General features: G+C 40.5%; 13 protein-coding genes and 1 tRNA gene. 8 read left to right on the top strand and 6 right to left on the bottom strand.

All coding sequences use genetic code 11. The features are described 5' to 3' along the window. Positions 1–37 precede the first annotated feature (37 nt). From RMZ43_RS27315 to RMZ43_RS27300, 4 genes are all read right to left on the bottom strand, one after another. Positions 38–787 (bottom strand): hypothetical protein, encoded by a 750-nt coding sequence (locus RMZ43_RS27315; RefSeq protein ID WP_322648711.1) that lies wholly within the window; start codon positions 785–787, stop codon positions 38–40. Positions 788–1089: 302 nt separating this feature from the next. Beyond that, positions 1090–1503 carry a secondary thiamine-phosphate synthase enzyme YjbQ gene (locus RMZ43_RS27310; RefSeq protein ID WP_322648712.1) on the bottom strand — a complete coding sequence of 138 codons (414 nt, stop codon included), beginning with the start codon at positions 1501–1503 and terminating at the stop codon, positions 1090–1092. Positions 1504–1576: 73 nt separating this feature from the next. Beyond that, positions 1577–2683 carry a glycosyl transferase gene (locus RMZ43_RS27305; protein WP_322654293.1) on the bottom strand — a complete coding sequence of 369 codons (1107 nt, stop codon included), beginning with the start codon at positions 2681–2683 and terminating at the stop codon, positions 1577–1579. A 241-nt stretch (positions 2684–2924) separates the two neighbouring features. Further along, positions 2925–4118, bottom strand: coding sequence for an aminotransferase class V-fold PLP-dependent enzyme (locus RMZ43_RS27300; protein ID WP_322654294.1), 1194 nt, complete (start codon positions 4116–4118; stop codon positions 2925–2927). Positions 4119–4285: 167 nt separating this feature from the next. Between RMZ43_RS27300 and RMZ43_RS27295 the strand changes: the two genes are divergently transcribed. The 8 genes from RMZ43_RS27295 to ftsH2 all read left to right on the top strand — a co-directional run bounded on the left by RMZ43_RS27295 (position 4286) and on the right by ftsH2 (position 15421). Continuing rightward, positions 4286–5746, top strand: coding sequence for a TM0106 family RecB-like putative nuclease (locus tag RMZ43_RS27295; RefSeq protein ID WP_322654295.1), 1461 nt, complete (start codon positions 4286–4288; stop codon positions 5744–5746). A 130-nt stretch (positions 5747–5876) separates the two neighbouring features. Continuing rightward, positions 5877–7061 (top strand): esterase-like activity of phytase family protein, encoded by a 1185-nt coding sequence (locus RMZ43_RS27290; RefSeq protein WP_322654296.1) that lies wholly within the window; start codon positions 5877–5879, stop codon positions 7059–7061. Between the two features lie 286 nt (positions 7062–7347). Next, the gene (locus tag RMZ43_RS27285; protein ID WP_322654297.1) at positions 7348–8976 is read left to right on the top strand and encodes a serine/threonine protein kinase; all 1629 of its coding nucleotides are present in this window, start codon (positions 7348–7350) and stop codon (positions 8974–8976) included. A gap of 101 nt (positions 8977–9077) precedes the next feature. Next, entirely contained in the window at positions 9078–10604 is a 1527-nt protein-coding gene (locus RMZ43_RS27280) for a serine/threonine protein kinase (RefSeq protein WP_322648717.1), read from the top strand. A 110-nt stretch (positions 10605–10714) separates the two neighbouring features. Continuing rightward, positions 10715–10788: transfer RNA gene (locus tag RMZ43_RS27275), tRNA-Asp, on the top strand. A gap of 138 nt (positions 10789–10926) precedes the next feature. After that, on the top strand, positions 10927–12372 hold the full coding sequence (gene gltX, locus RMZ43_RS27270) for a glutamate--tRNA ligase (RefSeq protein WP_322654298.1): 1446 nt from the start codon (positions 10927–10929) through the stop codon (positions 12370–12372). Between the two features lie 310 nt (positions 12373–12682). After that, entirely contained in the window at positions 12683–13177 is a 495-nt protein-coding gene (locus tag RMZ43_RS27265) for a hypothetical protein (RefSeq protein WP_322648719.1), read from the top strand. 357 nt (positions 13178–13534) lie between these two features. Beyond that, positions 13535–15421, top strand: a complete 1887-nt coding sequence (gene ftsH2 / locus RMZ43_RS27260) for an ATP-dependent zinc metalloprotease FtsH2 (protein ID WP_322648720.1) — start codon at positions 13535–13537, stop codon at positions 15419–15421. Positions 15422–15524: 103 nt separating this feature from the next. On the opposite strand, the gene RMZ43_RS27255 is transcribed toward ftsH2, so the two are convergent. Together RMZ43_RS27255 and RMZ43_RS27250 are read right to left on the bottom strand one after the other, a co-directional pair. Next, positions 15525–17963 carry an endonuclease/exonuclease/phosphatase family protein gene (locus RMZ43_RS27255; RefSeq protein ID WP_322654299.1) on the bottom strand — a complete coding sequence of 813 codons (2439 nt, stop codon included), beginning with the start codon at positions 17961–17963 and terminating at the stop codon, positions 15525–15527. A gap of 351 nt (positions 17964–18314) precedes the next feature. After that, on the bottom strand, positions 18315–19613 hold the full coding sequence (locus tag RMZ43_RS27250) for a glycosyl hydrolase family 18 protein (protein ID WP_322654300.1): 1299 nt from the start codon (positions 19611–19613) through the stop codon (positions 18315–18317). Positions 19614–19665: the final 52 nt, after the last annotated feature.

The following is a 19665-nucleotide window of genomic DNA, read 5'->3' as shown; positions in this document are numbered from 1 at the left end:
ACTATTTTCTTCAGCAATTTTTAATTTTAATTGCTAATCAGTGTTTCTGTGGTTGAATATTTAATTTTAATGCTAATTGCTGGCGCATTTCTTGGAAAGGTTTGTTCCAAACCGGGTTGGCATTCCAGTTCCACATTGCGACTGGGATAAGTTCTTCTTGGGCAAGACAAGTTAACAGACGATATTCATCTTCTGGTTCACGAGAAAAGGTGAAGGGATTACGGTAGCCTGTATCACATAGTTTATAAGCTGTAACTTGACCATGATTGATCCGTTGTAAAAGTTCTTTGCCTTTGACAAGCAAATAATCCAAAAAAACTGGACTAAAAGGCTCTATGTGTGCGCGTTTTTGTGGCTCTTTTTGTACCCACCTTGCCCACTCAAACCCATACATAAAATCGTGAACATAACGAAAGCGGATTTCGCTTTTGTTTCCGAACATCTCCGTCAGTAAAACCATCTTTTCACCAAAAAGCTTTAAAAAAGGAACAGCACCTTCATCTGCTATAAAAGCCTGCCTTAGTATACTGCTAACCATAAAATCAAAATCCCAGAATATATTTTCTGGAAAGTTTTGTAATTGAGTACGGACTATAGATTCGATAGTTTCCTGAAGGTTTATGAGGAATTGAATTTCGGTGTTTTCTTTAGTAATTAAATTTCCCAATTCTGCAAAACTGGTAATTAATGTTTTTTTAGGATTAAGTGATAATAAATTAATAGACTGTTGGGCAAGGATTTCATCAATAAATTGGAAAGTATGAGTTGGTGTCAATTCTTGCTTCATAGTAATTGAAATAGCCCAGACAGCTTACATTAAATATTAGTTTATATCGAAATAAGTAGGTTTTTAAATAATCATAAATAAACTTTACTTTTTAATTTACAAATTTACACGAATTATTTAGCGTGTATCTTAATTAATTTTCATGACAAAGCGATGGCTTCGCCAACGCCAAGGGCGAACGCGGCGAAATTTATTTCATGTATATCACCGCGAGTTTATGAGATTATAGCCAAAGGGTAAGCGGTATAACTAGAGTATTTAAACTCTATAGAAGTCCACCTTAAATAAAATTTGAGAATCAGCTATCCAGAAATATGGATAACCAATTCTCTTAAATGACTGCGTTGGCGGTGTTCCCAAATATAAATTCCTTGCCAAGTTCCTAATACCAAATGACCACGATTAATGGGGATATGTTCAGAAGTGTGGGTGAGTGCGGTACGAATGTGTGCCGGCATATCATCGGGGCCTTCTGCATCGTGAATGTATTTACCTGATTCTGGCACGAGCTTTGCCATAAAGTTAGCTAAATCCACAAGAACATCGGGATCGGCATTTTCTTGGATGACTAAACTGGCTGAAGTGTGGCGTAAAAATAGAGTACAAAGACCAGTTTCAACTCCCGATTCTGCAACGGTGGCTTCAATTTTTGCAGTGATATTGTAAAAAGATTTACCAGTGGTGGAAATTTTTAGTAGTTTTTGGTAGTGAGTCATTTAGAACACTGTTATTGATGTTGGTAAGAGCTAATTAGCGATTGAATCTGCTGATATTGTCATTGTTGCACTATTAATTTATGTTGTTTTGAAAAACTTTATTGGAGTCGAAATAATTAATTACAGCATGAGCGATCGCTTCATTACCATCCAAAGCAATTGGTTCAAATTGCTTTGGTAATTGGGGTAACTCATGCAGAAAATCCCAAGTCCCTTGAAAAAACTCAGACGGAGTAATGATTTGATGCTGGTTATAATTTGTTATGCCTTCTATTAGAAAAGTTGCTTCGGCAAAGTTTTCACGAGGGATAGTAATAATAGGTACTCCTAATAGTGTAGCTTCAGCAAAAGTACTGTAACCAGGTTTAGAGACGACTCGTCCACAAATAGACATAAAATCTACAGGGCGGTATTTGCGGTCATCAATTTGAACTAAATTAGGTAAATCAGGGGCAGATTGATCAAAGACGATAAATTGCCAATCTGGGAATCGCCGCAAGTTATCGTAGGGAATTTGCTGTAAACCCAAGCCGCCAAAGGTTAACAAAATAGTTTTTTCTACTGGTGCAGTTATTCCCCAAAAAGAACGTAAATCATCAGCAGAGTGACGGGGAGAACCGCCTGTTAAACCGATATCTGTGATATTGTTAAAAGCTTGCATTGGTTCGTGAAAGGGGAGACGAAACAAGCGATCGCATTTTGAGTACCAATCACTAATCCAATCTGCAACTGCGCTAAATTCGCCTCCCCAATCTCGGTAGATAAAGTCCCAACCAAAGTTACTCATCATCCAGCAGGGAATATTTGCACCTTTGGCAAATCCAGGAGTAAGGAAAGGAATGTCTGCCAAAATGAGATTAACGCGATTTTGGCGGATAAAATTCACTTCTGAGGCAATGAGCGAATTTTGATGCTTTTTAATATCTAGCAACTTTTCTAAAGTTGCTATTTTATCCATTGTCAAACTATCGGTTTGCACTACACCCAAATCAAATGCACGGGGACGATAGATAAAATCACCTTCTATATAGCACTCTAGCAACCAACGCGGGGCTGTAGTTACCAAAATTAGCAGAACTTCTGGACATAATTTTTGAATTGTCGCAGCTACAGAAGCAATGCGGGTAGCATGACCAAAGCCGTGGTTAGTTATGGCTAAGTATAAGATTGGGCGTTCCATTTTCAAGTTAGGAGTCATTCAATTTTGGATTTTAGATTTTAGATTTTAGATTTTTACTTCAATCCAAAATCTAAAATTGGCAGAGCTAGGGATGAAAATTATAATTCACCTTTAATGTGAATTAAGTGTTGAAACTCTTGTAATTTCGTTGATAATTCCAAAACTATGATTTTGAATAATTCTCAAAACCCTTACGGGACAAGAGGGGTTTTTAATTCACATCAGGCGTAATTCCTAACTTTTAATTAATTTTGCTAAAACTTTGAATCGCCTCAATCAATTGGTCTATTTCCGATTCTAAAGTAAAGTAATGAACAGTAACTCGTATACAGCTAGGATCGGCAATTGTCCGAGTTAATATTTTTTGTGAGTCTAAAAATTGCACCAACTTGAGATGAGGCTGGGGCTGATTATTTTCAAGTTGAAACGAGACGATACCGCTTTCGGGTGGGGAAGTTCGCAGACACTTGACATCAGGTAACGCCACTAAGCGCCGCCATAGGTAATCACTGTTTTGGCAAATTTGCTCGTAACGTTCCTGTGAGGTTCCCCATTGCTGATGGATTGCGATCGCCTCTCGTAATCCAACATACAACGGATAAGCTAATGTAGACACTTCATATCGTCGCCCATCAGGAAGCCAATCCACAGGTTGAGATTGACTATCCACAACAATGCCATTCAAACCAATAAATGTAGGTTTCAGGCTTTCTCGCGCTTCTGGTCGGACATACAACCCACCTGCACCCGCAGGGCCACATAACCATTTGTGACCAGTGAAAGCATAAAAATCTACTCCCAATTCAGTCAAGTTTAAAGGCAACAAACCAGCAGATTGGGCAGCATCTATCAGTAAAAAAGAATGATTATTTCTGCATACTTCGGCAATTTTATCAAGAGGCAAAACTTGACCAGTATTCCAGAAAACATGACTTAAGATTACAAGACGGGTATTAGAGCGCAAGTGCTGGGCAATAATTTTTACGGGGTCGCCCTCATTTAAAGTCGCCTTAAGAGGACAGGTAGTAACTTCTACAGCAAATCTCCGTGATATTTCCTGTGTCGTGGCAATTACCCCTGGATGTTCGCAGTCTGAAAGCAGTATATGGTCGCCAGCCCGCCATTCAATGCCCCACATAGCGATATTACAGCCAACAGTGACATTCTGCGTCAGAGTAATTGTTTCGCTTGGTGCATGTAACTCTGAAGCGATCGCTTCTCTTGCGGCTTGAGTCTGGGGCGCTATCCAGCGATACGCCTCATTACCAAAAGGGCCTATTTGCTGAACATAAGCTTGAGTTTGGGCGATCGCATCCATTGCCCTTTGGGGCATCGGCCCTTGTCCCCCATAATTGAAATAAGTCTTATTCCCTAAAGCCGGAAATTGCTCTCGATGGCTATGCAACCTGGTTTGTGTGGCAGAAGTACTGGTCATACCAATTTTAGATTTTAGATTGTAGATTTTGGATTAGTCAAAAGTCATTGATCGTTAGTTATTTTTTACTCATCTCCCTGATCCTCCTCATCTCCTCCATTCTCCCACTCCATCATTAGTTGTCTGAGGTACTCCCAGACTGTACTAATTCTTGTTAACTTAAAAGAATGCTAATTAATGCTGAACTCCTACTGCAATACCAACGCTGTAAACGTCGCACTTTTCTAGATATCCACGGTGACAAAAGTCAGCGTGATGCTCCTAATGAGTTGCTACAGAAACTACAACAAGATAAAATCGCTCATCAGCTGAGTGCTTTGGCAAAGGTAACTTATCACCAAGCAGATTATTCTTATGGAAACTGGGAAGCGGCAGAGGCAGCTACTCTAGAATTAATGCAGCGTGGTGTTGAGTATATCTATAAGGGAGTATTGTTAGAAAATTATTCTGAAGGATACACTCTGCTAAGTCGTCCAGATTTACTCGTCAAACGACCAGGAAAATCTTGCTTTGGAGATTGGATGTATGTTCCGGCTAATATTGAACTGGGTAAGCGCCCTAAACAAGAATATCAAGTTGTTGCCGCATTTCACGCCCAAGTATTGGCAACAATACAAGACTTGGCACCAGAAACAGCTTGGCTGATATTGCGTACCAAAGAGAGAAATTATCCTGTGGATTTGCTCAAATGGACACCACGGATGCAGCAGATTCTAGAAGAGTTGATTCAAGTTTTAGAATTACCGAATCCGCCAGAGGTGTTTATTTCTCGGCAAAAATGTAATCTTTGCCATTGGTATAGTCAATGTTATGCGATCGCTCAATCTGAAAAACATCTCTCACTATTACCAGGTGTAACACCTCTTCGCTACACTCAACTGCAAGACGTAGCCATCACCACACTAGAATCTCTGGCTAACACCAGTCCCAGCGCCTTAGAAAACCTAGTTGGTTTTGACAGAGAAGTTGCGCCCAAACTCATAGTGCAAGCTCAATCTTCACTGGAAAAACGACCGTTAATCTTACCCTACCCGCTACCAATCAAAGATATTACATTTACAGCACCCATAGAGCTTTACTTTGATATTGAGGCACAGCCAGACTTAGATTTAAATTATCTTTTAGGGGTTTTGGTCGTTGATAGACTTGCCAATACAGAAGAGTTTTATTCGTTTTTAGCAGATAAACCAGAAGACGAAGGATTAGTTTGGCAGCAATTTTTGGATTTGGTTTGGCAATATCCCGAAGCGCCAATTTATCATTTTTGTGTGTACGAGTTTGATACAGTTAAACGGTTGGCAAGGCTTTACAACACTCCTGCCTCCTTAGTGCGTCCTGTACTGAATCGATTTGTGGATGTATATGAACAGTTAACCCAAAGTGTAGCATTGCCTATAGAAAGCTATGCCCTGAAAGCGATCGCACGTTGGTTAGGATTCGAGTGGCGGGAAAAAGAAGCTAGTGGCGCTAAATGTATTTACTGGTATGATCAGTGGCTAGAAACAGGCGATCGCAGCTTACTAGAAATTATCCAAAGCTACAACGAAGATGACTGTCGCGCTACTCTCAGAGTGAAAAACTGGCTGGTAAACTTTTTTCAGGATGAATATGGTTTGCGCCTAGCTTAAGTAATTTCGGATTTTTTAAAGCTTTTCAATTGCTTATAATACATGTTATTTGTAGCAGTGTACAGATGTGAACTCTGCTTGTTTTAACGTGATATCTTATTTATAATTTTTCCACTTCTACCAAAAATGTATGCACCTAATTAAAAATATATTCAAACTTCCACGAATTATTTACTTTTTTATTCCAATTATAATTATCATCATTTTATTCAACTTTTTACCCATCAATGCTATTGAAATAAGTAACATAGAGTTTATCGGGGAAGCTACTTTAGCAAAAGGTTTAACCTTACAAAAAACTGAAATTGGAGGTTTATCTGGAATTACATATAATCCCAAAAACAACCTCTATTATGCTATTTCTGATGACCGTGGGCAAAAAGCTGCTGCCCGTTTCTACACTCTGAAAATTGACTTAAACAAGGGTTCCCTACAAAAGGGTAAAGTTGTTCCTGTCAGCGTTACCACATTATTAAATGAAAATGGGCAAACATTTCGCCCTGGTGAAACTGATACAGAAGGTATTGCCTTAACTAATAAAGCAACTGTATTTATTTCTTCTGAAGGTGATGCTGCAAAATTAATTAATCCTTTTATTAAAGAGTTTTCATTATCTTCTGGTAAAGAAATTACTACACTTCCCATACCAAACAAATTTTTGCCCGAAAAAAGTGGTAAACAAGGTATCCGCAACAATTTGGCTTTTGAAAGCCTTACCATCACACCCGATAAAAAGCATCTATTCACAGCCACTGAAAATGCTCTAATTCAAGATGGTGTTGCAGCGAAAGCTAACATCGGTACTCCTTGTCGGATTTTACAATACAACTTGCTCAACAACCAGCCAGAAAAGGAATTTCTTTACCAAACAGAACCAGTTTCCCCCTTTTTGAATGTGACTGGCAAATTCGCTAGTGGATTACCTGATTTACTTGCTTTGGATAATCAAGGACACTTCCTAAGTTTAGAACGGTCTTTTACTGGTTTAGGATTTGCTATTTCTCTGTTTCAGGTTTCCTTAAAAGGATCTGATGATATTCATCAAATAAATAGTCTTTTAGCAGTTGACTCTAAGAATATTAAACCAGTTCAGAAAAAACTTCTATTAGATTTGAGAACCCTAGATGTACTGCTAGACAACATTGAAGGCTTAACTCTGGGCCCTAAACTACCCGATGGTCAGCAATCATTAATTCTCATCAGTGATAACAATTTCAACTCCCTGCAACGCACCCAGATACTAGCCTTTAAAATTAAAATTGAAACACCACTAATCAGATTATTACGCCGTTTACTCCCGAATCTCAACCCTTAGCCATACAGAGGTAGCAGGGTTTTAATGTTATTTACTTTTTCCTGTGTATTCACGGAATCTACTAGCCAGCTTTATCTAGCTTATTTGTAGCTTCCGTGTAATTTCTCAACCGTATTGCTTAATAGATATGTTACACAATATTTAGGAGATTTTTCCGACAGATTAATCATGATTATAAAATATGATTAGTTTTCTACAAATTATGATTGTTTATAAATTTAAATTTAATAATTAGCTAAGACTTATTAAAGTATTTTGCCAACAATATTTTTCATAAATGATTTTTATGCCACAAAATAAAATTGAGAATATGGTAGGGCAAAAAGCGGAATTAGACAATTACATTGGACAGTTCTTAAATAATCGCTATTTAATCAGAGATTTGATTGGTAAAGGTGGGATGGGTAGAGTTTATTTAGCAGAAGATACTGCTAAAGGTGGTATGCCGATCGCAGTCAAAATTTTATCACTGAGTTTGGCGAACCAGCACATGTCCCAACGCTTTGCTAGAGAGATTTTTATCGGCGCTCAATTGGGCCGTAAAAGTAAACATATTGTTCGCATATTAAGTTATGGCATTACTGAAGATAAAACTCCGTTTTATGTTATGGAATACCTACAAGGAAAAAATCTCAAACAAATTCTCAAAATTCAGCCCTTAACAATATCGAAGTTTTTGGAGATTTGTAATCAGATTTGTTTAGGCTTAAAATGTGCCCATCAAGGTATCAGCCTCAAAGGAGAGATTTATCCTATTGTTCACAGAGATATTAAACCAGAAAATATATTCATTACTGAAGATAGTAAACAAGGAGAAATTGTTAAAATACTAGATTTTGGTATTGCCAAATTTTTAACAGAGCGAAGTGGGATGACTCTAACAGATTCTTTTATTGGTAGTTTACCTTACTGTTCTCCCGAACACATGGAAGGAAGAAAATTGCTAGATGTTCGCTCTGATATTTACAGTTTGGGAGTACTAATGTTTGAGATGCTGACAGGAAAGCATCCATTTCAGATTCAGACAAAAAGTAACTCTTTTGGTACTTGGTATCAAGCACATCGCTTTCAAATTCCACCTACTTTTGAGGAAGTGAATCCGCAAGTCAAAATCCCGCAGGTGTTAGAAAAAATAGTGATGAGTTGTTTGGCTAAAGATGTAAGCGATCGCCCTCAAAATGTCAACCAAATATTAGAAGATTTAGAAAAAGCTAGTATTCAGATTAATGATGGTATTCCTAACAATAGCAGTGACATTATTAAACTTCCACTTCCGGTTCAATTAGTACCTTCAACTTTATTATCAGAAAAAGAGTGTTTACAGAAGAACTGGCCTAAAAATAAACCAATTGCGCCAATTGGGTTTCCTCATTTACTACAAACGGCTGAAAGAGCTATACCAACTTTTTGGGCAATGTTACCCAAACAAGAAATTACAAAATTTTTGGATAAAATACATAGTACTGAATTTATTAGTAAAATCAATGTTTACCCGATGCTATTGTGGGTAACTATACTATATGATACCCAACCTTCTATAATTAAGTGGTTACCTTATTTTCTGGATTTGAAAGATAATAAAGGTCAGAATATAGCACGTACTTTAGCTGAAGTAGGTTACTATCATCTACTATTTTTTGCCATAGAAGATCCAACTCGTTGCTCTCATGTAACAACTCTAAGCCTAACGGCTAACCAGCGCCAGCAACTTATAGATTGTTTAGACATGAGTCAACATTCAAATGAATTAATTCTGTCTAATCAGGCCAAAAATCTTCTAAAAGCAGATTATGAAAAGCTGAAGTTAGACATCTTACATAAGTTAGCTGTATATCAAAAATCTGAGACAGAAGGTTTAAAAAGCTGGATGGATAAATTTTTGGAGATTTTTTTAAACCTTTTATCACGTCATTGAAAGTCTGCTATCAAAATAAAAATGCTTGCTTCCATTACCTAATGATATTTTTATGTGTGTATTGCTAACTTTAAATAGACTCAGCAACAGAGGTGAATAAAGTGAATAAAAGCCCATTTACATCTCCAAGTAGTACGGGCTTGCTTGCCAATCGTTATCAAATTAAGCAATTAATTGGTAGCGGTGGTATGGGTGAAGTTTTTTTAGCAAATGATATTTTGTTAGGAGGCACACCAGTTGCTATCAAGTTTTTGACTCAAACTGTTGTCGATAACAAAATGCAACAAGACTTTGCTCGTGAAGCCTTAATGAGTGCAGCTTTGAGTCAAAATAGTTTACATATAGTCCGGGCGTATGATTATGGTGTAAATGAGAAAGGAAAACCATATTATGTCATGGAATATCTATGTGGTAAGAGTTTAAAGGATTTAATTCCACTACCACTGCCCATGTTTTTGACTCTCTCACGCCAAATTTGTTTGGGCTTACAATGCGCCCATCAAGGTATTAACATTGATGGCAAAATTTGTCCGTTAGTTCATAGAGATATTAAGCCTGCCAATATATTAGTTATTCCCGATCCGATATTGGGACAGTTAGTTAAAATTCTCGATTTTGGTATTGCTAGATTTTTAAATTATGCATCATCAACAGCTAGTACAAGCAGAGGATTTAATGGCACTTTACCCTACTGTTCACCAGAACACCTAGATGGAGAAAAATTAGATAGTCGCTCTGATATTTATAGCCTGGGTGTGATGATGTTTGAAATGCTCACAGGCAAAAAACCTTGGCAACCAGAAACTGATTACTTTGGTGCTTGGTATAAAGCACATCACTTTGAGCAACCAAAAGCGATCGCAGATGTTCAACCTACTCTTAAAATACCTCAGAAACTAAATAATTTAATTATGTCCTGTCTTGCGAAAAAATCTTGCGATCGCCCCCAAAATATCGCTCAAATTTTGCAAGTCTTAAACAGTTTAGAAGAGTCTAATTATCCCAGTATACCTACAATACCTTCTAGTTCCATCCTTAGCCGTCCTTTAAATTCAGGTTTACCAATCACAGTAGAACAAAGCTGTCATAAACTTTTGTGGCCTCAAAATAAACCAATTCAAGAAATTGTTTTTCCCCAGCTTATAGACACTGCACAGGGAGCTATGACAGCCCTATGGTTGATGTTGCCTAAACAAGAAATCAAAAACTATGCACTTTCTACCCGTTACAACCACTTTATCTTTATGACATCCCCTCACCCAATGCTCTTATGGGTGACTGTACTCTACAATCGGCAATTGGCTCCTAAGTGGCTACCTTGCTACTTAGATATGCAAAATCCCCAAAATCTTAAGCTGGTAAGTTTACTGGCTGAAAATGAACACTATCCTTTGATTTTCTTTACTCTGGAAGCACCACATTCTTGCACCAATGTTCTCAGTAGCCGCATCGAGTCAACTCAGCGACAAATGTTGAAGAACTGGGCGCAACAAATTCATACTCTACCACCTGCTTCTCAACCCCAGTTGAGCAAACAGCTATTAAAGCAGCAGTATAAACAAATGCAATCTCGCATATTGCAGCATCTAGAATCACAGCCACAGGTTGTATTATCAAGCTCTATTTGAGGAAAAATCTGTACCTTGGAGAGACTAGACAAAAATAATTCCTAATTTCTAACTCCAAAACGCTTGACAATTAAAAAAAAAATAGTGATAATAGCAAAGTTGCCAAACAAGGGACTGTAGTTCAATTGGTTAGAGCACCGCCCTGTCACGGCGGAAGTTGCGGGTTCGAGCCCCGTCAGTCCCGTTCTAAATTTATGAGTAGTTAATCGCCGAATTGAATTTTGGTGACTTTAGATTTTGAATTACCCAAAAGGATTGACCCAGAATTTAGGGTTTGAATATAAGCTACATTTATCATGCTTTGCGAAAGAGAGAATTAACTGTGACTGTCAGAGTCAGAATTGCGCCGAGTCCAACCGGAAATTTACATATTGGTACAGCTAGAACGGCTGTATTTAACTGGTTATTTGCCCGCCACCACGGTGGGAAATTTATCCTGCGAATAGAAGACACAGATATAGAGCGATCGCGTCCCGAATACACCGACAACATTCTTGAAGGATTGCGTTGGCTAGGGCTTAACTGGGATGAAGGGCCATTTTACCAATCTCAACGCCTGGATTTTTATAAAGAAGCAGTGCAAAAACTGCTAGATCAAGGATTAGCCTATCGCTGCTACACCACTTCTGAAGAACTAGAAACTCTAAGAGAAGCTCAGAAAGCTAGAAACGAAGCTCCTCGCTATGACAATCGTCACCGCAATCTCACGCCAGAACAACGCGCCGCATTTGAAGCAGAAGGTCGCTCCTCTGTGATTCGTTTTAAAATTGAAGATGGGCGGGAAATTATCTGGAACGACCTAGTAAGGGGAAAAATGTCTTGGCGAGGTAGCGATTTAGGTGGTGATATGGTCATCGCCCGCGCCTCAGAAGAAGGAAGCGGTCAACCTTTATACAACTTTGTAGTTGTAGTGGATGACATCGATATGCAAATCACCCATGTCATTCGAGGAGAAGACCACATCGCCAATACCGCCAAACAAATTTTACTCTATGAAGCAATGGGTGCAAAAATTCCAGAGTTTGCCCACACGCCCCTGATTTTGAACATGGAAGGGCGCAAGCTTTCTAAGCGAGATGGTGTAACTTCCATTTCTGACTTTCAGCAAATGGGTTTTACTGCTGAAGGCTTGGTGAATTACATGACATTGTTGGGTTGGTCGCCACCAGACTCGACGCAAGAAATATTTACCTTAGAAGAAGCAGCCAAAGAATTTGGTTTTGAACGTGTAAATAAAGCAGGTGCAAAGTTTGACTGGGACAAGCTGGATTGGTTGAACAGCCAGTATATCCATAAGACGCCAGTAGATAAACTTACAGATTTACTCATACCCTATTGGCAAGCAGCTGGGTATAAATTTGATGGTGGAAGAGATCGCACCTGGTTAGAACAGCTAGTAACTTTAATTAGCCAGAGTTTGACTCGTTTAGTAGATGCAGTACCTCAAAGCCAACTGTTTTTTACTGACACAGTTGAATTTAGCGACGAAGGTAGTACACAATTAAAGCAAGAAGGTTCTACTGCTGTCCTTGAAGGAATTGTCACAGCTTTAGAAAATCAGCCGCAACTGTCAGAAGCTGCCGCCCAGGACATTATCAAACAAGTGGTGAAAGAACAAAAAGTCAAAAAAGGCTTAGTAATGCGATCGCTCAGAGCAGCCTTAACTGGAGATGTTCATGGCCCCGACCTTATACAATCTTGGTTACTACTAAATCAGATTGGTTTAGATAAGTCACGCTTGAGTAAGGCAATAACAGAAGCTAATTAGCGATTACAACAACGAATTTTAGATGGATTTGGGAGTAGGGATAATACGGTTCGGATAAACAGGAAAGGAAAAAGAGTTATTGCAATTTCTCTTCCCCTGCTTCTCTTCTCCCCCTGCTTGCCTCAACAGATAAGATAACTTTGTTACCCGAACCATATTGGGAGTAGGGAGTGAGAAATTATAAGAATTTTTTCCCTATTTCCTATTTCTTAATTTCAAATCTAAAATAGGTAGTCAATTATCCTCACGTTGGGAACTTGGTGTGTAAAATTCATGTCTTCAAAAACACTTAGAAGCGAACGTAATTACAATGCCAACAAAAGCGCTCAATAGTGGGATGAGATTATCGTTCATGATAGTTATGCTGTTCATCACATCAACAGTAAATGCTGCCGTTGATGCTGAGGAAACGCCAACGATATTTGGAGATGTCACCATTAGCCCTCAGTTTTCTCCAGATCCCTTGACAGTTCGCGGGATGAGTGGTGGTTCAATATCTGGGAGTCAAGTAGGTGCCAGAAGTGAAACAGCCACTGGGCCTTGCACCGGCTTTGTTGATGAAACACCAGACCACACATTAGTGCTAACAAGTAAATTTGATTACCTAAAGCTGCAAGTACAAAGTCCTGAAGACACCACCATCATCATTAAGGGGCCTGGTGGTACTTGGTGCAATGACGATTTTGATGGCAAAAATGCTGGCATGATTGGTGAATGGCTGCCTGGAAATTACGAAGTTTGGGTTGGTTCCTACGAAAAAGACAAGTATCTTCCTTACACTCTACAAATTACAGAAGTTAAGTAGGGAATGGGGAATGGGGCATTGGGCATTGGTTATTTTCCTCATCTTCCTCACTCTCCCATAATGATGATTAAGAGAGGCTGGAACGACACGAAGAACATTCTGGAGAAATTATCCGTGTCTTTGCATCCCGTTTCGCTCTCTTTTCTCGTGCGATTTTGTATTAAAATTAAGTTAACTTTGATTAAGATTCTTGTTGGCATCGCCATAATGCTCTAATTGCCTTATGGAGTGCATATAAGAGATCAAATTAAACAAAATGGATTTATAGACATCCGTTTAACAGCTTAAAGTGACAGAGTGATGAACATTCGGTTGCTGAGGCTAATGAGTTGTATAGGCATCTAGAGGCAAATTAAGATGAAATTCTCTTGGAAAGTCGTAGTACTCTGGACATTGCCTGCTTTGGTAATTGGTTTTTTCTTCTGGCAAGGGGCCTTTGCAGGCGCTCCTACTGACATGAGTAAGAATGCAGCCAATACGCGCATGACTTATGGTCGCTTTCTAGAATACTTAAATGGCGATCGCGTCACCAGCGTGGATCTGTACGAAGGCGGTAGGACAGCAATTATCGAAGCCCGCGATCCAGACATCGAAAATCGTGTCCAAAGGTGGCGTGTGGATTTGCCTGTTAACGCTCCTGAGTTAATTAGCAAGCTCAAAGAAAAAGACATCAGCTTTGATGCTCACCCGATGCGTAATGATGGCGCAATTTGGGGATTGTTGGGCAATCTGATATTTCCAGTTTTATTGATTACTGGGCTGTTCTTTTTGTTCCGGCGTTCTAGCAACCTCCCCGGTGGGCCAGGCCAAGCGATGAACTTCGGCAAATCCAAGGCGCGTTTCCAAATGGAAGCGAAAACCGGGGTCAAGTTTGACGACGTAGCCGGGATTGAAGAAGCCAAGGAAGAATTGCAAGAAGTTGTCACTTTCCTGAAGCAGCCAGAAAGATTTACCGCAGTAGGCGCACGGATTCCCAAGGGAGTGCTATTAGTTGGGCCTCCTGGAACTGGTAAAACTTTACTAGCAAAAGCGATCGCTGGTGAAGCAGGCGTACCTTTCTTCAGTATTTCCGGTTCGGAATTTGTGGAAATGTTCGTTGGTGTGGGTGCATCCCGCGTCCGCGATTTGTTCAAGAAGGCCAAAGACAACGCCCCTTGTATCATCTTCATTGATGAAATTGACGCAGTTGGACGCCAACGGGGTGCTGGTATTGGTGGCGGTAACGACGAAAGAGAGCAAACCCTCAACCAGTTGCTCACCGAAATGGACGGGTTTGAAGGTAACACTGGCATCATTATTATTGCTGCTACCAACCGTCCCGACGTACTAGACTCAGCATTGTTACGTCCCGGTCGCTTTGACAGACAAGTAACTGTCGATGCACCCGATATCAAAGGGCGTTTGGAAATCTTGCAAGTCCATTCACGCAACAAGAAATTAGATCCTAGTGTATCTTTGGATGCGATCGCTCGCCGCACTCCTGGATTTACTGGTGCTGATTTAGCCAACTTACTCAACGAAGCAGCAATTTTGACTGCGAGAAGACGCAAAGATGCTATCACCCTCCGCGAAATTGATGACGCGGTGGATCGGGTCGTCGCTGGGATGGAAGGCACTCCTTTGGTAGACAGCAAGAGCAAGCGCTTGATTGCATACCATGAAATCGGACACGCTTTGGTTGGCACTTTGTTAAAAGACCATGACCCAGTACAGAAAGTTACCTTGATTCCACGCGGACAAGCGCAAGGTTTGACTTGGTTTACTCCCAACGAAGAACAAGGGTTAATTTCTCGTTCTCAGTTGAGAGCAAGGATTACTGGTGCTTTGGGCGGTCGCGCTGCTGAGGAAGTAATTTTTGGGGCTGCGGAAGTTACAACTGGTGCGGGTGGAGACTTGCAACAGTTATCGGGAATGGCACGGCAGATGGTAACTCGTTTCGGCATGTCCGACTTAGGCCCACTTTCGTTAGAAAGCCAGCAGGGTGAAGTGTTCTTGGGTCGTGACTGGACAACCCGATCTGAGTATTCCGAATCTATCGCCTCTCGCATTGATGGACAAGTGCGAGCGATCGTGGAAGAATGCTACGAAAACGCTAAAAAGATTGTCCGTGACCATCGCACTGTCACTGATCGCTTAGTCGATTTGCTCATCGAAAAAGAAACCATTGACGGCGAAGAATTCCGCCAGATTGTGGCTGAGTACGCTGAAGTACCTGAGAAGCAACAGTACGTACCGCAACTGTAATATTTGATATAGACTTTCTCAAATGAGTATGGTAAGCAAACCATACTCATTTTTATTTTGGCTAAAACGCGCACCAAATAGAAACAAGTGCGATCGCTCTCAATCAAGGCTGCTCCCACTCAAAAACTGCCGGATAATGATCGCTAGCACCCGGCACATTGTCTCGTGGGGCGGGTCTTATTAAACCTTGAACATTTGTAACGACATAATCCAAAATATCTCCATTTTGGTGAGTTGCCCTGTCGCCACGAACAACATGAACACCAGGTATATTACCTAATTGCTCAGGAGTGAGATTGAAATCGCCCAAAAGAATCCATCTATTATTCCCTTCTCGCTGAGTGATTTGATTTATTTGGGCAGTAACCCATTGACGTACATGAGCTACAGTAACATTACCAAAAACAGGTGGCGCATGTATTGTATATATTGTGAGCCTAGTGTTTTGATTGTTAGAAGGAATAGTTACAGTAGTCCAAGGCAAATTCCTAGTATTACGAGGTATGAAATCATTTACATTCACAGCAGGGAGAATCCCCTCACTCCCTCTATGAATGTTACTAGCAATAGCCATACCGCCTTGCGCCCAATGATTTTCCCAGTACAAAAATTCCATGAAGTTATTATTTATCACCCTGTTCAAGATATTGCCAAGTATTTCACCAGTAATCGGATCGAGTAGTGGGCGTTCGTTGACAAAATTAGTAGAGTCTGGCAGGTTGCCGGTTTCTTGTAAGGCAAGTATTTGAATTAAGTTATCGTTAGGTTGAGCAGGTGGTCGTTGTACTACTTGGTTAAGATATAGGAGGTTTCTGCCACCCTGCATATTCCATGTTGTAAATCTAACAACTGTTCGTCGTGTATTTTCTCTTTGTTCTGCTGTTCTACTGCTCTCAGCAAGAACCGAAGCGTTGCTGGATACTCCCATCCCTGGTGCGTCTCCATACAAAGATTCTGATACTTCCAATGGTGCCCCAGTTCCTGCTTGAACCAAGCCCAACATCGGTTGTCGTCGTGTTTCAGATGCTTTTGTTGGTTTCATCATCATCGCGATCGCTATGGCGATAAATCCCACGACAGCGCTCACCGCCGCGACGATATTTCGTGGTTGAAGACCTGTTTTTACTTTGGGTGAATTTAGGGTCTCTGTTATCGTATGGTATACATCTTTAGAAGGAACCGTATTGCATTCACAATGGAATCCTACACCTTCAGGTACTGTCATCGTCATCTTCCAATCACCTGGCTTGGGATTTTTGACAATAAGACATCGAACTGAAGAACCGGACATGATTACTAGTAGATTTTCTTCTTGAATATTATGATCGTATTTGGTTCCATCAGGTCCTTCAATTGTCAGTATTGCACCAGTTGGGAAATCGATTGAGTCATCGTCTTTAGTGAGGATTGCATACAAATAAGGTGCCCCCGCTTTGATATTCATCGTATGGCTGGAGGCATGCCTTTGTTTGTTATTAGTAGCGCTATTACATGCACAATAACAGTATGAATTGTCACCATACAAATTAATCCAGTTGGAACGAAAGGCTGGTAATGTTAAAACCGAAGAAAAAAGCTTTTGACCATCGGTGTGAGTTGCCACTGCCAACTCCCCGTTGCAAGTAACCCTTGGCTCTCTACCTTTGCTATATTCTTGGCTTTTTTCATTACTCCAGGTAATGGTGTTACCATTAACTTTACCGGTGCCGCGATACCAAACAGTCTCATGAATCTCAGACTGGTGAACCTCGACCACTACCCCGTCATTAGTGATAGCAACTGAGGGTCGTGATCCAGTGTCATATTGGAAACTCTTTTCCCAGTTAATCTTGTCACCCGCAACTCTACCAATATGATAGTGGAGTGTACCAAAATTCTCAGAATCCTTAGCCTGGTGAACCTCGACCACTAAACCGTCATCAGTGATAGCAACTGAGGGATATAATCCATCGTCATATTTTTGGCTTGTACCAAAACTGATCTTCTTGTCACCCTCAACTCTACCAATATGATACCAAAGAGTATCATGACTCTGAGACTTGTGAACCTCCACCACTAAACCGTCATTAGTGATGGCAATTGAGGGTTGTACTCCACTATCATATTTCTGGCTCCCACCAAAAGTGATCTTGTCACCGTTAACTCTACCAATGTGATAGTAGAGTGTATCATAATTTTCAGACTTATGAACCTCAACCACTAACCCGCCATCAGTGATGGCAACTGAAGGCTGTACTCCACTATCATATTTCTGGCTCCCACCAAAAGAGATATTTTTACCAGCTACTTTACCAACGTGATAGTAGAGTGCATCAGATTTTGCATTTTTGTGAACTTCTACAACTACATTTTGATTATTCAAAGCAACAGATGGCGATGTACCAGTATCGTAGACATCAGCTTCACCAAAATTTTTATCTCCAACAGATGAACCATCTCCATTAGATGAACTATCTTTTAATACTGGTAATACTGGTCTTGTGCTTGGGTTATCTAAAATCTTTTTGATTGCGTTCTGCAACGGAAAACGGTTTGAGTCCATAGTAATAATTTAACTCTGTAAACTAGCATCATCTGTGAGCAACGAAATCCCAAACTGAATCAATGTGGTTATCAACTGATTTTGATTTATGACAATATTTGACGTACTATACGTGAAACTCGGTGGCGTATAGTGTTAAGTTAATGAGCATTGAAGTTGCATAAAACCAGGGCTAGAGCCGCTTAATACAAGGCAATCAGTCTAGAAAAATTAATGGCGATTAGCTTATTGAATCGCTCAATATAACTTCTGTGACATATTCTTACCGACTGCACGATGCCTTTAATTTGGCAACATTTGTTTGTAAGCTGACCAAAAATATGTGTAATAAATTGTGCAGCAGAACTATCATTAAAACTTGTCTAAATCGATAGCCCATACCATTGCACCTCCCAATTCTTTTTCAATCAAATAACTGACCTTATAACCAAGTGATTTCGGGTTGTCATAACTGACCCAAAGTCCGGTTTTAGTGCTGTAGGCGTAGGGAGTCAAAGTGGCATCATCCCACTTTTGGACATTGAGTTCGCCACTGGCAATTTTCTCAAGGATTTCATAATAAGCGAGGATACCAGGGGTAGCTGTCGCTGTGCCTGCGGGGCCTGGGCCGCTAAAAGGCTTTCCGTAGCCATCGGTACGGTCTGCAACAACATAACTTCGTCCGTAGGTGGGCATTCCTAGCACGATCTTTTCCTTGGGAATATTCGCTTTGAGGTAAGATTCCACCGTATCTTTGATGCAAAACGTACCATTGGGTATGGAATCTTTCAAAAGAGGCGCGTTGACTCCTGTTCCCATTGTCTTGGGATCGTCAAAAGCCCCGTGGTAGTCGTAGGACATGACATTAAACCAATCTAAATATTGACCACATTGAGCCAACCATAGAAAGAATTGGTCGCCCGTTTTGCTACCCTTGGGTACCGCAGCAGAAGCTATAGTGATGATGAAATTTTGCCCAGCAGTTTGACGGAACTCTTTGAGCAGTGTTAGGTAATTGTTGTAATCGGCATCTTGACCACCGCGTGCAGAGTCTGCGGGATACTCCCAGTCGAGATCAATGCCGTCAAAGCCGTACTTTTTAGCATAGGCGATCGCAGAATTAATAAACTGCCTTCTGCCATTAGGATCGGCTGCCATTTTGCTAAATAATTTGCAGGTAAAGGGGCCGTAGGGGTGAGCTGTTCCGGCTGACTCAGGCGTGTCATCGCAACTGTTAAAACTCCAACCACCAATTGAGAGAATGGTTTTGAGGTTGGGGTTTTTCTTCTTTAAATTCTGCATCGCCGGGTACAGAACTGTCTGATCGTTCCATTCCACTGGTTGAATTGTGTAGTCGCCTGTATAGCGTTGGTTTCCGGTTCGTGTTGGCGATGGATCGACACTCCAACTCACAAAGCCGAACATCCCAAAGGCAAAGTTAATGTGTGTAAATAGCGAAGGGTCAATTTGCTCGGGAAAGAACTTCCCTCCGCCTTGGCGGTATTGTGCCCAGTTGCCAAAGTAACCAACAAATTTATATCTTTTAGATGTACTGCTCAAGGCTTGAGCAGTGAGGGTTTCAATCAGAGGTGCGCTTCCTGCTGCTACGGCTCCAGCTGCAAAACCGCCTGTGACTTTGATAAATTCACGTCGGGATAGACCATCAAACATAATGATATCCTGCAAAGAGAAAAAGCACTGTGCTTAACTATAAGTGGCCTAG

The sequence above is a fragment of the Nostoc sp. CmiVER01 genome (genome assembly GCF_034531135.2).
Taxonomy (GTDB): Bacteria; Cyanobacteriota; Cyanobacteriia; order Cyanobacteriales; family Nostocaceae; genus Nostoc.
This window is presented reverse-complemented; position numbering and strand designations above follow the sequence as displayed.

What these genes read in the sequence shown, in the direction of transcription:
- RMZ43_RS27315 (WP_322648711.1), bottom strand. Translation starts at nt 787, where the DNA reads ATGAAGCAAGAATTGACACCAACTCATACTTTCCAATTTATTGATGAA.
- RMZ43_RS27310 (WP_322648712.1), bottom strand. Translation starts at nt 1,503, where the DNA reads ATGACTCACTACCAAAAACTACTAAAAATTTCCACCACTGGTAAATCT.
- RMZ43_RS27305 (WP_322654293.1), bottom strand. Translation starts at nt 2,683, where the DNA reads ATGGAACGCCCAATCTTATACTTAGCCATAACTAACCACGGCTTTGGT.
- RMZ43_RS27300 (WP_322654294.1), bottom strand. Translation starts at nt 4,118, where the DNA reads ATGACCAGTACTTCTGCCACACAAACCAGGTTGCATAGCCATCGAGAG.
- RMZ43_RS27295 (WP_322654295.1), top strand. Translation starts at nt 4,286, where the DNA reads ATGCTAATTAATGCTGAACTCCTACTGCAATACCAACGCTGTAAACGT.
- RMZ43_RS27290 (WP_322654296.1), top strand. Translation starts at nt 5,877, where the DNA reads ATGCACCTAATTAAAAATATATTCAAACTTCCACGAATTATTTACTTT.
- RMZ43_RS27285 (WP_322654297.1), top strand. Translation starts at nt 7,348, where the DNA reads ATGCCACAAAATAAAATTGAGAATATGGTAGGGCAAAAAGCGGAATTA.
- RMZ43_RS27265 (WP_322648719.1), top strand. Translation starts at nt 12,683, where the DNA reads ATGCCAACAAAAGCGCTCAATAGTGGGATGAGATTATCGTTCATGATA.
- ftsH2 (WP_322648720.1), top strand. Translation starts at nt 13,535, where the DNA reads ATGAAATTCTCTTGGAAAGTCGTAGTACTCTGGACATTGCCTGCTTTG.
- RMZ43_RS27255 (WP_322654299.1), bottom strand. Translation starts at nt 17,963, where the DNA reads ATGGACTCAAACCGTTTTCCGTTGCAGAACGCAATCAAAAAGATTTTA.
- RMZ43_RS27250 (WP_322654300.1), bottom strand. Translation starts at nt 19,613, where the DNA reads ATGTTTGATGGTCTATCCCGACGTGAATTTATCAAAGTCACAGGCGGT.